Origin of the sequence: Bacillus infantis, from assembly GCF_008180445.1 — a bacterium.
GTDB lineage: Bacteria > Bacillota > Bacilli > Bacillales > Cytobacillaceae > Bacillus_AB > Bacillus_AB infantis_B.
Genome location: NZ_VTER01000009.1, coordinates 40,733 through 54,847 on the forward strand (window position 1 = coordinate 40,733; position 14,115 = coordinate 54,847).

The 14,115-nt window shown below is 45.5% G+C and carries 22 protein-coding genes; 7 read left to right on the top strand and 15 right to left on the bottom strand.

Translation table 11 applies throughout. The features are described 5' to 3' along the window. Positions 1-116: 116 nt before the first annotated feature. The 3 genes from FZD51_RS17730 (at position 117) to FZD51_RS17740 (ending at position 1,954) form a co-directional block, all read left to right on the top strand. Complete coding sequence (locus FZD51_RS17730) at positions 117-830, top strand: 2OG-Fe(II) oxygenase (RefSeq protein WP_009792404.1); 714 nt, start codon at positions 117-119, stop codon at positions 828-830. 11 nt (positions 831-841) lie between these two features. Next, positions 842-1,663 (top strand): SPL family radical SAM protein, encoded by an 822-nt coding sequence (locus FZD51_RS17735; protein ID WP_148975989.1) that lies wholly within the window; start codon positions 842-844, stop codon positions 1,661-1,663. Between the two features lie 108 nt (positions 1,664-1,771). After that, a complete protein-coding gene (locus FZD51_RS17740) occupies positions 1,772-1,954 on the top strand; it encodes a DUF1272 domain-containing protein (RefSeq protein ID WP_148975990.1) in 183 nt (60 codons plus the stop codon). 220 nt (positions 1,955-2,174) lie between these two features. Here FZD51_RS17740 and FZD51_RS17745 read toward each other — a convergent pair whose 3' ends face one another. Further along, positions 2,175-2,516, bottom strand: coding sequence for a hypothetical protein (locus FZD51_RS17745; RefSeq protein ID WP_148975991.1), 342 nt, complete (start codon positions 2,514-2,516; stop codon positions 2,175-2,177). A 95-nt stretch (positions 2,517-2,611) separates the two neighbouring features. Here FZD51_RS17745 and FZD51_RS17750 point away from each other — a divergent pair, with 95 nt between their 5' ends. Continuing rightward, a complete protein-coding gene (locus FZD51_RS17750; protein WP_148975992.1) occupies positions 2,612-2,860 on the top strand; it encodes a hypothetical protein in 249 nt (82 codons plus the stop codon). Positions 2,861-2,978: 118 nt separating this feature from the next. Here FZD51_RS17750 and FZD51_RS17755 read toward each other — a convergent pair whose 3' ends face one another. The 3 genes from FZD51_RS17755 to FZD51_RS17765 all read right to left on the bottom strand — a co-directional run bounded on the left by FZD51_RS17755 (position 2,979) and on the right by FZD51_RS17765 (position 5,265). Then, positions 2,979-3,995, bottom strand: a complete 1,017-nt coding sequence (locus FZD51_RS17755) for a S66 family peptidase (RefSeq protein WP_148975993.1) — start codon at positions 3,993-3,995, stop codon at positions 2,979-2,981. A gap of 15 nt (positions 3,996-4,010) precedes the next feature. Beyond that, positions 4,011-4,505 (bottom strand): GNAT family N-acetyltransferase, encoded by a 495-nt coding sequence (locus tag FZD51_RS17760; protein ID WP_148975994.1) that lies wholly within the window; start codon positions 4,503-4,505, stop codon positions 4,011-4,013. 463 nt (positions 4,506-4,968) lie between these two features. Further along, complete coding sequence (locus tag FZD51_RS17765) at positions 4,969-5,265, bottom strand: hypothetical protein (RefSeq protein ID WP_148975995.1); 297 nt, start codon at positions 5,263-5,265, stop codon at positions 4,969-4,971. Positions 5,266-5,398: 133 nt separating this feature from the next. Here FZD51_RS17765 and FZD51_RS17770 point away from each other — a divergent pair, with 133 nt between their 5' ends. Next, a complete protein-coding gene (locus FZD51_RS17770; RefSeq protein ID WP_148975996.1) occupies positions 5,399-6,130 on the top strand; it encodes an alpha/beta fold hydrolase in 732 nt (243 codons plus the stop codon). 47 nt (positions 6,131-6,177) lie between these two features. On the opposite strand, the gene FZD51_RS26260 is transcribed toward FZD51_RS17770, so the two are convergent. Then, on the bottom strand, positions 6,178-6,351 hold the full coding sequence (locus FZD51_RS26260; protein ID WP_187445810.1) for a hypothetical protein: 174 nt from the start codon (positions 6,349-6,351) through the stop codon (positions 6,178-6,180). Between the two features lie 88 nt (positions 6,352-6,439). Next, complete coding sequence (locus tag FZD51_RS17775) at positions 6,440-7,285, bottom strand: P-loop NTPase family protein (protein WP_148975997.1); 846 nt, start codon at positions 7,283-7,285, stop codon at positions 6,440-6,442. Positions 7,286-7,440: 155 nt separating this feature from the next. Here FZD51_RS17775 and FZD51_RS17780 point away from each other — a divergent pair, with 155 nt between their 5' ends. Continuing rightward, positions 7,441-7,956: a CBO0543 family protein gene (locus FZD51_RS17780; protein ID WP_148975998.1), complete on the top strand. Its 516-nt coding sequence runs from the start codon at positions 7,441-7,443 to the stop codon at positions 7,954-7,956. Between the two features lie 84 nt (positions 7,957-8,040). Beyond that, the gene (locus FZD51_RS17785; RefSeq protein WP_148975999.1) at positions 8,041-8,490 is read left to right on the top strand and encodes a MarR family winged helix-turn-helix transcriptional regulator; all 450 of its coding nucleotides are present in this window, start codon (positions 8,041-8,043) and stop codon (positions 8,488-8,490) included. A gap of 36 nt (positions 8,491-8,526) precedes the next feature. Here the strand turns inward: FZD51_RS17785 and FZD51_RS17790 are convergent, their stop codons facing one another. From FZD51_RS17790 to FZD51_RS17830, 9 genes are all read right to left on the bottom strand, one after another. Further along, entirely contained in the window at positions 8,527-8,952 is a 426-nt protein-coding gene (locus FZD51_RS17790; RefSeq protein ID WP_148976000.1) for an organic hydroperoxide resistance protein, read from the bottom strand. 118 nt (positions 8,953-9,070) lie between these two features. Continuing rightward, complete coding sequence (locus tag FZD51_RS17795; protein WP_148976001.1) at positions 9,071-9,460, bottom strand: hypothetical protein; 390 nt, start codon at positions 9,458-9,460, stop codon at positions 9,071-9,073. Beyond that, positions 9,457-9,666 carry a helix-turn-helix transcriptional regulator gene (locus tag FZD51_RS17800; protein WP_148976002.1) on the bottom strand — a complete coding sequence of 70 codons (210 nt, stop codon included), beginning with the start codon at positions 9,664-9,666 and terminating at the stop codon, positions 9,457-9,459. The genes FZD51_RS17795 and FZD51_RS17800 overlap by 4 nt, the downstream gene beginning before the upstream one ends. A gap of 144 nt (positions 9,667-9,810) precedes the next feature. Continuing rightward, the gene (locus tag FZD51_RS17805; RefSeq protein WP_148976003.1) at positions 9,811-10,251 is read right to left on the bottom strand and encodes an NUDIX hydrolase; all 441 of its coding nucleotides are present in this window, start codon (positions 10,249-10,251) and stop codon (positions 9,811-9,813) included. Between the two features lie 10 nt (positions 10,252-10,261). Beyond that, on the bottom strand, positions 10,262-10,885 hold the full coding sequence (locus FZD51_RS17810; protein ID WP_148976004.1) for an alpha/beta family hydrolase: 624 nt from the start codon (positions 10,883-10,885) through the stop codon (positions 10,262-10,264). A 78-nt stretch (positions 10,886-10,963) separates the two neighbouring features. After that, positions 10,964-11,155, bottom strand: coding sequence for a hypothetical protein (locus FZD51_RS17815; protein ID WP_009792424.1), 192 nt, complete (start codon positions 11,153-11,155; stop codon positions 10,964-10,966). Positions 11,156-11,199: 44 nt separating this feature from the next. Next, positions 11,200-11,739 carry a hypothetical protein gene (locus FZD51_RS17820; RefSeq protein ID WP_148976005.1) on the bottom strand — a complete coding sequence of 180 codons (540 nt, stop codon included), beginning with the start codon at positions 11,737-11,739 and terminating at the stop codon, positions 11,200-11,202. A gap of 37 nt (positions 11,740-11,776) precedes the next feature. After that, positions 11,777-12,205: a GNAT family N-acetyltransferase gene (locus FZD51_RS17825; RefSeq protein WP_187445811.1), complete on the bottom strand. Its 429-nt coding sequence runs from the start codon at positions 12,203-12,205 to the stop codon at positions 11,777-11,779. A gap of 148 nt (positions 12,206-12,353) precedes the next feature. After that, on the bottom strand, positions 12,354-13,832 hold the full coding sequence (locus FZD51_RS17830) for an aldehyde dehydrogenase family protein (RefSeq protein ID WP_148976007.1): 1,479 nt from the start codon (positions 13,830-13,832) through the stop codon (positions 12,354-12,356). Between the last annotated feature and the right edge of the window lie 283 nt (positions 13,833-14,115).

Consider the following 14,115-nt stretch of genomic DNA (forward strand, 5'->3'; position numbering starts at 1 on the left):
CTACTCCTTCCTAAATATCAGTTCAAATATCCTTTATTTACCACTATATAACTCATTCTTAATACAAGACTTTGCTAATAATAGAACATATCATTAGAAATAAAGGAGGCCGCAGCATGGACAGCGAAATGGGCAAAAAGATAAGCACACTTGATTGGGAGGCGCTTCATCAATCCTTGGATGAGGCTGGATTTGTAAAATTAGGCACCCTCCTATCCCCCGCGCAATGCGATTCTCTTATCGGTATGTATGAGGATGAAAGCCTTTATCGAAGCACCATCAATATGGAGCGCTACCGTTTTGGGGAAGGTGAATACAAGTACTTCGCGGATCCCCTTCCCCCTCTTTTGCAGGAGCTCCGCTCAGCTTTTTACCCTGAGCTTGCGAAAGCTGCCAACCGCTGGCTTGCCTTGCTTGGCAAAGAGCCTGCCTATCCCGGCACCCTGGAGGAATTTCTGGAAGAGTGCAGGCAGCACGGACAGGAACGGACAACCCCGCTTATCCTGAAATATGAGCAGGGAGGCTACAACTGCCTGCACCAGGATCTTTACGGAGATGTGTTTTTTCCTTTCCAGGTATTATTCACTTTGAGCAGAAGAGGACAGGATTACACCGGCGGTGAGTCTCTTCTCGTAGAACAGCGCCCAAGAGCACAAAGCCGCGGGCATGTAATTACGCTCGAACAGGGTGAGGCCCTGATTTTCCCAACGAGCAGCAGGCCGGTCCAAGGGAAAAGAGGCTACTACAAAAACACTGTCCGCCACGGTGTCAGTACACTCTCCTCTGGTACCAGGTATGGATTGGGAATCATCTTCCACAATGCAAAATAAGGATGATAACAATGAAAGCTAATATAGCTTATAAAATACCTAAGACCATTTTGACAAAAGGCACCGGGTTCCTTTCCGGCTACAGCCACTCACTTAACCCTTATACAGGCTGTGCGTTTGGCTGCTCCTACTGCTATGTCAGAGAAATGCCAGTCTCCATCTTCCGCAGCGAAGAATGGGGCAGCTGGGTCGACGTAAAACAGGGTGCGGCAGAACTGCTTGATAAAGAAATAACAAAAGCAAAACAGAAAGGCCCTGTGACCATTTTTATGTCTTCCAGCACAGACCCCTATCAGCCGGCTGAGCACACAGAGAGAATTACCCGCTCCCTGCTTGAAGCTATGGCAGAAAACCAGCCGGATTTCTTGTTTGTCCAAACAAGAAGCCCCCTTGCAGCAAGGGATGCGGATCTGTTTCAAAAGCTTGGAGAAAAGGTCCGGATCAGCATGACAGTGGAAACGGACAGCGAGAGAATAAGAAAGCATTTTACGCCCTCCGCCCCGCCGATCCCCGCAAGGCTGAAGGCCCTGCGGGAGCTGAAGGAAGCAGGAATACCCGTCCAGGCTGCCATTGCCCCTATGCTCCCCAGCAGTGAGAAGTTCCCGGAATTACTTTTCCCCATTGTAAACCGGATCTGCATCGATGATTATTTTATGGGAGATGGAAGCGGAGGACGAAGAACGGAAAAGATCGGCATCCCTTCTCTTTACGAAGAACTGAATCTAAAAGAATGGTACAACCGGACCGCATACAGGAAACTATATAAGCGATTTACAGAAGTATTTCCTCCGGAAAAGGTTCTGATCAGCAAAGAGGGCTTCCTTCCGCAATAAGGTTTTCAGCCGCTGCTGACCCCGGAAAATAGTTGGGATCTGACCCTGAATGATTGCCTGAATTTCTGCTAATCTTAGCTATGAAAATAGACGGATGGAGGGCTTTCTATGGGTTTGGAAATGAGAAAAGAATGTGAAAGATGCAGTGCTCCTTTGAGGTTGGACGATACAGCTTTTATATGCGTATATGAATGCACTTTTTGCCGGGATTGCACGGAAGAGTTGGAGAATATCTGCCCGAACTGCGGCGGCGAGCTTGTCAAGAGGCCAAGAAAGACTGCTGCTGGATGAAGAAAGCTGTTTTTGCCGGCTTGGATAGCGTTCTTCAAGCCGGTTTTCAGACAATATGGCGCTGGGAGAGCCGGCAGCCTGCCCCTTTTTGAGCTCATTTTATTAATCGGCCTGATAATCTGCCAAATTCGACGGTTATTCTACCGATTCAGGGCATAATCTACCGACTTCATACGTTATTCTACCAACTTCATCAGTTAATTTACCAACTGCCTCTTTTTTAGTCCTTCCCCTCTAAAAACGCCTGTGCCTCTTCTACCTCGTTCGTTTCCAGCATAAGCTTTTTCATTTCACTTCCCCCGGTCTCAAAAATGAATATGGCCGGGACCTCTTCAAAGGAATACTTCGGAAATTCTTTGCGGGCCTCTTCAGGATCAGCAATATACCGGAGCTCGCCAACCGGTCCGCCGCTGCCGGCAAAATCGCTGAATGCTCCGCTCAATGTCTCATCTCCCCCGATGATAAGAACTTGATAACTTCCGGAGGATTGCCCGGTTGCCCCGCAGGCTCCAGCCAGAATGGCAGCAGACGCCAGAAAGAGAAACAGCACTATTTGCTTCATATTTTGCCTCACTCCTTTTTGTTAGGTTTCAGCAGGAATACCATATATATTATGGAATAGTTTATAAGAAATTAGTGTTGAGGAGAATTTCTTTCATGAAATATAAAAAAGAGAAACTGGTTCTAGCCGGTATAGTGATCATTTTCCTGCTGCTGCATTCAACCCCTCACCTTGCCCTCAGAACCCATGTTTTTATAAGCGGCTATCCTGGTGCTGCTTTGACTTCAGGCATTATCGAGGATGACTACCATAACAAAGCAGATTCCAAAAATTTTCCAGGCTTAATGGCAAGGCTTATACACTTACAGATCCTCCAATTGAAAAAGCAACTGAAGGCCTTTTAAGAAACTATCTTGTAAGGAAATTCGGCTTCCTTTATTTTGCTGAGTATTATGGTGAAACTTAAATGCCATGCCTCATTAAGGCACGATTAAAAAGGCAGACTCCGCAGCCTGCCTCTTCTTATGCTTTAAAATGCTGAACTATGTTGCCTTTCCCGTCCCGGACCTCAATTTCCGCGTATGCTCCGTTGATCAAAGTGACCTGCGGAGGGACATGGCCGCAGTCGATGTCATAAATAACGGGCACTTCAAGCTCAGCTGAAAGCTCTTTATATACATCCTCTGCAGTATAGCCGCCAACTGCTGTGTTGGCGCTGCTGCGACCAAACATGATTCCCGCACAGTCTTCAAACCAGCCGGCCATCTTCATATGAACCAAAGTCCTGCGCAGATCGGTTGTTGTCATTTCACAGTTCTCAAAATACCAGACAATAGGATCCCCGCCAAGGTGCTCCCGCTGAAATTCACGGACACGGCCGTAAGTGGTGCCGATCAGATGCCTGATAACATCAATGCATCCGCCGAGCAGCCGGCCTTCCATTTTCTCTGGACTGCCGGATATGGTTTTCCAGCTCGTCGGCTCTGTTAAATGAAATACATATGGTGAAGGGTTCTCATGCTGCCATTCCTTCTGATAGTTGCTGGAAGATTCCTGTTGGACCGATCCGCCCTCTTCTGTTTTCAAAACATCCAGCCACCTGGCTGTTGTTTCATCCATTTGCTCGCCGCGCAGGTCAGCAAGATTGGTTCCATGGGCTGTCGCCATCCCGGTCATCAAAGTGACGGCCAACAGCAGCAAACTCGTATCCGAATAGCCTAATATCCACTTTTCTTCCATTCCGGCGAAATCTACTTTATCCAGAATTTCTACTAAAAGCTCCCCTCCCCACGGAGGAATGATTAAATCTATCCCGCTGTCTGCCATCATTTCATTGAATTCATCCGCTCTGACAGAAGCAGGGGCCGACTTAGCTTTTTCCTGTGTCCACAGAGTGTCCCCGCACTTTACGCGGAATCCCCTTGACTCCATGCGGCTGCAGGCGGAGCGGATCATGCCGTGGAGCTCTTCCGGCACCCCTGACGATGTTGCTGTTACGCCAATGACGGCCTCTTCCTTTAAAATCGGATATTTGATCATGATTTCATTCCCTTTCTAAAGCTGCATGTGCAGCACATACTGCTCGCCCTTTTTTCCGGTGATTCGAAGGCCCTGGTCAATGAAACCAGCCTTTTTATAGACATGCTGGGCCGCATGATTGCTGTGATTGACCCCAAGGACGATTTCATTTTTATCAGGAAAATGCTTTTTTACAAAGTCAGGCAGGAGCCTCAATGATTCACCCGCAATACCTTTCCCCTGATAGCTGGAGCTGATCGAGTAGGCACGAAGCAGCATCGCCTGTTCATTCGGGCTGTACTTGATGGCCCCGCCCTTGCCATGAAGGACGAAGAAGCCTGCTATATCCTCTCCATATTGAATGATAATAGGATGGCGGTCATCCTCCTGCAGGCAGGCCTCAATTGCAGGAACCGGCATTGAGGTAAAGCCGAGCTGCTCTTCCGGGAGCTGATAGCCCTTAAGCCGCGATTCATCTTCGTTTTTATAAAATTCAAGGGAGACTGTTTTTATCAGTGCTGTTTTTTCCATATAAGATCACCTTCTATCTTTCTTTCAGGCCCCGATGCCGCAATTACCTTAGGGTACCCAGCCTTTCGTTAAAGAACGTATATTCGATTATGCAGGCTCATATTCCTGCTAATTCCTCAATATTTTTATAAAAAAAAGCTCAATGAAACACACATTACATATTTAAGCTCTGATTGCAGGGTCCCCGCCCAGCCAAAAAGAGCGGACCTTACCCGACCTGAATGAGGGAAACATCGCCAGGCTGAAAAATAAGCGGATAAATTTTACTTATTTTCAAAAAAGCTCAAAATATAGCTCTAATAGACGGAGAAATTCCGGCTATCGATTAAAAAAAACAGGAAAACAGGCTACTTCGCTCCGCTTAACCGGAATTTCTAATTAAAACACCCCATAATAGCCTTTTGAGCAAACCTGCAGGGTTTCAATAGCCCGGAGAGTTAACATCATTAAATCCCGCTTCCCATCAATGGCTGCCCTCATACCCTGGAAATGTAATGCTTGTTATGACAGGATCTTTATTTCCATACCATTCATAAGCAATGTCGTAGATTCCGCCCACTTCAATCAGATTCCAGACATTTTCGTCCTCGACCATCAGCTTCCGCCCATTAAGGAGAATATAATATTCCGTGCCCTCTTTTCCTTTATCTTCAACTGCCGCCGCTTTTGCTTGGCCTGTATGTATGATGAAATGGTTTCCGGCAAGCAGGAAGAAGATGATTAGAATAGCAGCCGCAGCCAGCACTCTATACTTTTTCATTTGAAACCCTCCCATAGCTTTCCTTTATATACGTGCAGAGCTCAGGGAAGGTTTCAGCTGTACACCCATTCTGGAACCTTCTCCTTTTTTAAAATACAATGAAAGATATATCCAGCCGGCAGGAGGATTTTCTATGAAAAAAATCATTAAGGTTGCTCTTATCATTGTTTTAGCTGTTATCCTTGCAGGCGGAGCTGCATTTTACATATGGTCTCAGTTAACTTATAAACCGTCAAAAGAACTTTTTGAATTAGTCGGTGAAGAAAATATCCGGCATGAGAAGGATTGGGTTGTCTTTGATCCGGGTGAAGTAAGGGAAGCAGGCATCATCATTTACCCTGGAGCCAAGGTGGAGCCAGAGGCGTACAGCTATTTGGGCTCAAGGCTTGCCGAGAATGGGTACCTGGTGCTGGTGCCGGAAATGCGCCTGAATTTTTCCATCCTCGAGGGAAATAAAGCAGACGAACTGATCGAGCATTATCCAGAGATTGAGAGATGGTATATTGGAGGACATTCCCTCGGAGGAGTTTCCGCTGCTGCTTATGCATCTAAACATCCGGACCTGATTGATGGGGTCATCCTGCTCGGTTCCTATCCAAGCAGCGGCTCTGACTTTTCAGATTCCACGATGCCCATGCTTTCGATTTATGCGGAAAAAGATGGACTGACCACACCCGGGAAGATTGAGAAAACACGGCATTTGCTTTCTGATGGAGCAGACTTATATGGAATAGAAGGCGGCAACCATGCACAATTCGGCATGTATGGACCTCAAAAAGGAGACAATCATGCTAGCATTCCGCCTCAAAGACAGCAGGATTTAATAGTAAAAGAAATTTTGAGGTGGCTTGAAGCCAGTACCTGACCAGGATTATTATTACTGTCCTAAACAAAAAAGGGCCTAAATGGCCCTTATACCTTCTCCTTTATCTGCCTAAGCTCTTCCTCGAGCAATGAGAGCCGTCTGTTGATGCTGTTTATCTGGGTTTGAACATCATTGTTGGATGTTTTGCCTGCATTGTCTCCACTTACTTTATCTGCCGCCGTTTTAATTACTTTCGTGAGGTCATCTTTATTGAACTTCAATTCTAATCCCCCTTGCCTGTTTTTTGGGGATATTCCCGGACAGCTGCTTTATCAAACACATCAGGCTGTTTTGGTATAGGAATTCTTCTTAAATTACGCCTTGTTCCTTCAGCACCTGCCTGATCATTTCCTTATGGCTGTCCGGATCGAACCAGGAATTATTCACCACAGCCTTTTTCAGATCAAGCTGCTTCATCGTGTCCAGCTCCAGCTGCTTCCTTGCCTCCAGTACCTTCAGCGTTCCCTCCAGGCCTTTCCATCCGCGGCTGAGTCCGTACCCTTGGCCAGTGTAATATTCGGTGAAGCCCTCGAACCACTCTGCCGGCCTCTCTTTCACAGCCTTTCTGAAGGCTGACTCAGGATCGTCCTGCTCCAGATAGATCAGAAGCGGATCAAGTTCTTTAATCGTTTCGCCAAGCCGCTTAACATAAGCCATGATTTCATTTGCCGGCTCATTGTACTTTATCATCCCGATGGTTAAAGGATTCTGAATGAAGCAGCATTCGAATATATACACCGCATCTCCATTTGCTTCTTCTGCAAAGCTGAGCCAGCTGGCCTCTATCAGCTCCATATGCAGCTTCATAGGCAGTTCGTAAATATCAGTCCGGATAATAGGATCCAGCAGGCCTTCAGGAAATGCATCAGGATATTTCCGTTTCATTTTTTCATATAGAACTAGATAATAGCCATCCTTTTTGATTGTAAATTGTTTAATAAGCTCTGCCTGGCCGCCTGCTTCCTTCAGCAGTTTCTCCATCCTTTCTTCCGCTGCATAAGCGGCTCCATCATAGTCGGCAGGATGGTCGAGATTGCCTTCCAGAAATAATCTGGTCTCCAGCCCTGCCTCATCGAGTATCTCTTTTGTATATCTGGCAGTTGTTGACTTGCCGAAGCCGGGAAGCCCCTCAACGAGTATTAGTCTGGTTTTCATTTTTTGCACCTCTGTTGTCTTGGGATAAACTTTTGCTTTCTCCTAATTCGCCGCCAGCTGGCGTATATCCTTTTTCAGCAGGCCTTTGGGAGCAGGTTATTTTCCCGCCCGCTGGATAACCTATCCTTATATCAACTTATAAGAGGGTTAAAATAATGCAGTCTTCATTTGTGTTACTCTTCATTATTATTGGCATCATTTTCGGGGTTTGGAGAAATTTTGCTCAGTACTACAGCACGCTTTTGTACTGGATCATTGCCAATCTGATCTATGAACTGCTTTTAGCCAGCTTTCAGGTCTGGGAATTCAAGCCTATTGGAATTGACCATATTCTTCTGCCGACTCATAACGCCATTTCTATGGCCATTGCTTTTATCATCTACCCTTTTGTGCTGCCTGTTTTTCTTGGAAGACTTCCGGAAAGACTGCGGGGAAAGGCATGGTGGGTATTCATTTGGTCGATTTTTTTTACAGGTGTGGAGCTCATAGCCTATATAAATGACAGCATTGTCCATCATCATGGCTGGTCCTTCCGCTGGTCCTTTCTGTTCAATATCGTGACCTTCACACTTCTGATTGCCCATTATCGCAAGCCGTGGACCGCGTGGCTCCTTGGCGGGATTTTTATAGCTGCTCTCTATCTTATATTTGATGTTCCGACTCCCTATTAAGGAAAACGGTATGCAGTTTAGTTTATTAAATATAGTGCGGAGGTTATAGTATACATACAGACTATAACGATAAGCGGTGAAAAAATGACAAACGAGTACAGCCATTTAAAGCTCGAAAATCAGCTTTGCTTCCTTCTTTATGCTGCTTCAAGAGAGATGACCAAGCAGTATAAGCCACTTTTAGATAAGCTTGAAGTCACCTATCCTCAATACCTTGTCCTTCTCCTTCTTTGGGAAAAGAAAAGCCTGACCGTAAAAAAACTGGGGGAGCTTCTCTACCTCGATTCCGGCACCCTTACACCCATGCTGAAGAGAATGGAGCAGCAGGGCCTCCTGAAACGGGAGAGATCTGCTGAAGATCAGCGCTCTGTATTTGTGACTCTGACAGAAAAAGGAGTATCTCTTCAGGTTCAGGCAGAATCCATCCCTGCAAAAATATTCGAAATGAGCGGCGCAGACGAAGAGGAATACAACGCGCTGAAAACCTCCCTTCTGCAGCTTTTGCAGATCCTTCATCATAAACATGAGCAATGAAAAAGGATGCCAGCCAAGCGGGCATCCCTTTTTATTTTACTGAACAACTTCAAGCTGAACATCAATATTCCCATTCACAGCTTTTGAATATGGGCAGACCCCATGTGCTTTCTCTACCAGTTCATTCAGGAGGCTGTCTTCGATGCCTGTTCCTTTCACCTGCAGAACAACCCCGAGCTTAAAGCCTTGATCGCTTTCGTCTTTTAAAAGACTGACATTTGCAGTCACTTCAGATTGAAAAGAGACTCTTTCTTTCCTTGCAACCATCTGCAGCGCACTGTCAAAGCAGGCTGCATAGCCGGCCGCAAACAGCTGCTCTGGATTTGTAGCTTCAGGAACATCCTTTTTTCTTGGAGTTCCGGGCATCGCTACATCCAAAGCCAAATTCCCTTCTGCTGATGAAACTCGGCCTTCTCGTCCGCCAACTGCTGTTACTGATGCTGTGAATAATGGTTTTGTCATGTGAATCACTCCTGTAAATTAATTGTGCACAATTTAATTTTATAAAATCAATTACAGAACAGCAATGTTTTTGCTCAAAAATAAAAACCACAGCAGGCACTGTGGCTTTGGGATGATATTAATCCGCATATCTCTTAACAAGTACATATTGGATGACCGGATACGTTATATAGGCGATGCACAAAGCGATGAACAGTGTGTAGTTCTCCCCATTGGCAACAAGGAAGACGTCGGCAATCCATAACAGCAAAAGGGCTGCCAATACAACATAATAGCTGATTCTGGCGCTGTTTTTGATGATCTGCCTGCCCATTTCATCTTTTTGGACTTCCTTCCTCGTCCCCCACGTAATGAACTGAACCCAGCCGGTCAGCAGGGCGATGATTACGAAGAGCTCAGTTGCCCCTATGGAGGCATCATCGATTCTGATATAACTGATGAACGTTCCCCCAAAATAGATGGTTGCTGCAATCAGAAACACGAGCACTGCGATTTCTTTTCCTTTCATCTCTCATTCCCCCTGCTCCTAAATTGGAATAGCTGATCCACTGTCATGCCAAGGGACTCTGCCAGCTGAAAGGCGAGTGCTAGGCTGGGATCATATTTGTTGTTCTCGATTGCATTAATCGTCTGGCGCGAAACGCCGCATGCTTTGGCCAGCTCTTCCTGGGAAAGGCCGCTGCTTTTTCTCACTTCTTTGATTTGATTTTCCATTCACACCACTCTGCTGTAATTTTGTCAAACATGTTTTACATTTACAGATTAACATGACAGCATTTTACATGTCAAACATGTTTTACATTCTTTTCAAAATAAAAAAAGAACCGCAGAGGCTCTTTTCACATGAATGGATACTTTTTAGATATATCCTGTCTTTTCAAGCATTTTCCGGGCTGTACTATTCAGTGATGGAAGGGAGTGCAGGGGAAAGTAGGCCAGCTCCAGGCTTTCTCCGTCTTTTTTAAGGCTGCCCTCAATGCTAACCGCTTTATAAACTGCGGTCGCATTATAAATTTCATCTCCATGGGGAAATTGATAATAAAACTCTTTCCCTGAGACGAGCGTCAGCAGCTCCAAAGATTGGGCCGTTAAGCCCGTTTCCTCGAAAAGCTCTTTCCGTGCCGTCTCTTCAAAAGAATCGCCCAATTCCATCCCGCCACCTGGAATCCCCCAATCCAGTGTATCTGACCGTAGTTGAAGCAGCAGCTCTCCCTTGCCATTAAAAACGATGATTGCTGAACCGGGAGCTATGATCGGCTTTGTACCGATATATTTCCGCAAAGATTGAATATAATTCATAGGAACTCCTTTAGAAAGACTGGAAGTGCTGAATATCAGAAATGATGTTCTTTAACAGATCGATAGATTGGATGGGATCACCGCTAAGTTCCAGGCTGTGATCGCCTCCCTCCACTACTTTAATAGAAAGATTGGGATTCCCTTTAATCCTTTCAATCCGTTCCCAAGTGAAAAAAGGATCCTGATCCCCAATGATACAGAGCCCTTTATGGCTGCCCGCCGCCATGCTAGTCAATACAAACTCTTTTTGAAGCAAAGGGGTCAGCCATACTGCTTTCGCATCCAGAAAGCTTTGATCCTTCAATAGATAAGGCAGTGCCATGGTTCCTATCGATTTAGCAGCGATATAAAAATGGTCATACCCTTTATTTTTCAGTGCATCTTCAATCGCAGGCCGAATCGCTTCAGCCAGGTCTTCTCCAGATAAGGCCATCTGCTCTTCACGATTAAATGTGTAGTTGAGATGAAGAACATCGAAGCCCTTGGAGTAAAATAACCCTGTACAAAAATGAAGCAGCGGAGCCTGTGCCGTATACCCTGCCCCCGGCAAAATAATCGCCAGGCTATCAGCCGTTTCTTTTTGCTCTATTAATCTGGAAGAAATTTTAGCATGATTTACTTTGTTTGCTGTCATATTTGACACTCCTTCGGACGCTGTAATTTTTACATAAATAATCGCTCTATCTGCTGACCCTCAGCCGAAAGGCTCTCTCTAATAGAAAAAGATAGCCAGAATAATAAACAATAAGAACGTAAAAATAACCCCAAACAACAGCTGCCATACTAATTGCCTGAACTTTTTATCGTCTGTTTGAGCTTCTTCCCCGTCCTTAAGAAGAGATAAAATACCAGAGGTGAACATGGCATCCCAAAGCTTCCAGGTTTCCCGCTTTTTCTCATTCATAGCCTTCACCCTTTCTAAAAAGTACAGAGGATCTTTCAGCCCATTTATTCTGTCTTTGCCTCCATAAAAACATTCCCGTTCAGCTGATATTCTTCAATTAGGTCATCAGACAGCCTGATGGCTTCCTTCCAATTGTCTGCCGGAGCTGCAATCATCATTCCTTCAGAACCAGTCCAAACACCGTCCTTATTGAATTTTTGAATTGTAAGCCGGCTAAAGGACTTGGCAGCATGAATCTGGCCAAAAGGAATGATTTCAGTATTTGAAATGCCATTCTTGTGAGGGAAGTGGACATAGGATACGTGTGCAGAATTGTTTTGATCAAATTTCAGCTCCATTTTCCTGTCCTCGGGCGGCACAGAAATGCTTTGCCCCTCAATCTCAATCGTTCCTTCAAAGATTCTATCCCCAGTCATTGTAAAGCGCTGCTGCCCGTCTATTTTAATATTAACTTTCTTTCCATTCTCAGCTTCTCCCAACTGGTAAATCAATCCGCTCAGATCCCTATGAATGTTTTTCGGAGAATAATACCAAAACGCAATACCCAGTATGGCAATTACAGCCGCGAGGAAGTACTTCTTCATCGAAACCCTCCCACATAGCCAGGTTGATATCTTACTTCTATAAGTACTTCTTGAATCCCTTGCTCACTGCCCCGTCAAATCCCTCATGTTCAAAAAACTGATGGGCCATTTGCCGCTTCGAGCTGCTTAACAGCATGATCCTATGGCAATCCAGCGTTCTGCAGTAATTCTCTGCATATTGCAGTAGCTTCTGCCCAATCCCGCGGCCGCGATGATGTTCATGAACCACAATGTTCTCAATTACGCCATAAGGCCTTAAGCCATGCAAGGCCTGCAGACATATATTGAGTGTCAGCGTTCCGAGAAGGATTCCTTCTTCATCGTAGACAAGCAAAAAATTATTGGGGTCAGTTTTAATTGTCTTAATTTGTTCTCCTAAAACATTCCTTTTCCTGCTATGAGGAACCAGCATTCCATAAAGTTCGGATATTTGCTTCTGATCGGCTGCTTCGGCTTCACGGATCAAAGAAACTTCACACCGCCTTTCCAAGGTTTTACCAGTCGGCAAGCATAATCTATTATAAATTCCCATAATTATACATTAACTACTTCAACTCTGTAAACTCAGAAAAAAACAAAGGCTGCCTCTTAAGCAGCCTTCGTTTTTTCATTCTTTATTCTGGGATATATGGCAGCTCCAATGTCTTCGGGATATTGATGACATGCACTTCGAGATAGGATTTCAGCCCTTCTTTGCCGTATTCGCGTCCAACCCCGGACTGCTTTACACCTCCAAAAGGAAAGCGGACATCAAGTCCCTGTACAGCGGCGGTATTGATCATTGTGGTGCCGGCCTCAATCCTGCGTGCAACCTTAATTGCATCTTCTTCGTTTCCCCAAACAGAGCTTGTCAGTCCATAAATGCTTTCATTATGAAGTTGGATCACCTGCTCTTCGTCATCATAGGGAATGATCGGGACAGTCGGGCCGAATTGCTCTTCCACTACGATTGGATCATGCGGATCTGCACCGAGTACTAATGTTGGCTGCAGGAAGTAACCGTTATCCATCAGGTCCTGATCGAGGATCTTCCCGAGCTGGATGACTTCTGCCCCTTTGCTTTTTGCATCTTCAACCAGACTTTTCACATACTTCACCTGTCCAGGGTTATTGACCGGCCCGACGGTTACTTCCGGATTGAATGGATCGCCGACCCTGATCCAATTGTCCGCTGCTTCCCTGTATTTTTCCACGAAGTCTTTATAAATCGATTGATGTACATACACTCTTTTGGCAATCATGCAGATCTGGCCTGACGTCAGGAAGTTGGAGATAACCATACGGCGCATTGCTTTTTCATCGTTTACATCAAAACTTGGCAGTACGATGGCAGCATCATTCCCGCCGAGCTCAAGCGTCATTTTCTTGATCGTTTCGGAGGCAGCCTTCATAATGCTCTTAGCTGTTTTAGTTCCGCCTGTAAATGCGATTTTCGCTACCTTCGGATTGGATGTAAGCTCAACCCCTACATCTGCCTCCCCATGAACCAGATTGAGGACACCCGGCGGGAATTCGGAAGCAATGATTTCCACCACCCGGCTGACAGCAAGGGGCGCAAATGGGCTTGGCTTCAGCACCATCGTATTTCCTGTCAGCAGTGCAGGGGCTATTTTAATCGTTGATAGCGATATCGGATAATTCCACGGCGTAATGGCTGATACCACCCCAATGGGATCATAAGTAATAAGGGTTCTTCCGTTGTCATGCTCCTTTACCTGCGGTTCTGTTACCTCTTTTACATTTTGGCAGGCAAATTCCATCCACATCAGGGAAACGGCAATTTCCCCTTTTGAATCCCACAGTGCCTTGCCATGCTCCCGCGACAAAAGCTCCGCAATTTCCGGGGTGGCATCTTTAATTTTCTGGATAGCGCGCTCCATCCGTTCCACCCGGTCTTCTACCTTGCTTACTTTCCACCCGCTGAATGCATCGTAAGCCGCATCAATGGCCTTGATTGCTTCTTCCTTTGTATTTACAGGTGCATAGCCTGCGATTTCCTCCGGATGGGCAGGATTTTCACGGGGAAAATTTTTCTCAGTCGGTACTCTTTCCCCATTTATGATGGCGTCGATTCTTACTGCATCCCTGTTCATCTTAGCTTAACCTCCAATAATCATAGATAAGCCTTAGTATGGGGAAATTAATAAAATGTATTCCTAATAATAGGAAAAGTAAGGAACCTGAGCCCTGATGCTTCTGAGATTTTTTTCTGCATAAAAAGGCCGGTTCAACTCATCGATCTCATTTCACTTGTTTCTATTCATATTTGCTGGCCGCGAAAGTTACCGCCTTTGTCCTCAAGCGGACCGGCCTTCCGCTTTTTGTTATTTCATAGAGCCATAGTCTTATTGGTGAGTCACAGGAATATTCTTTCTT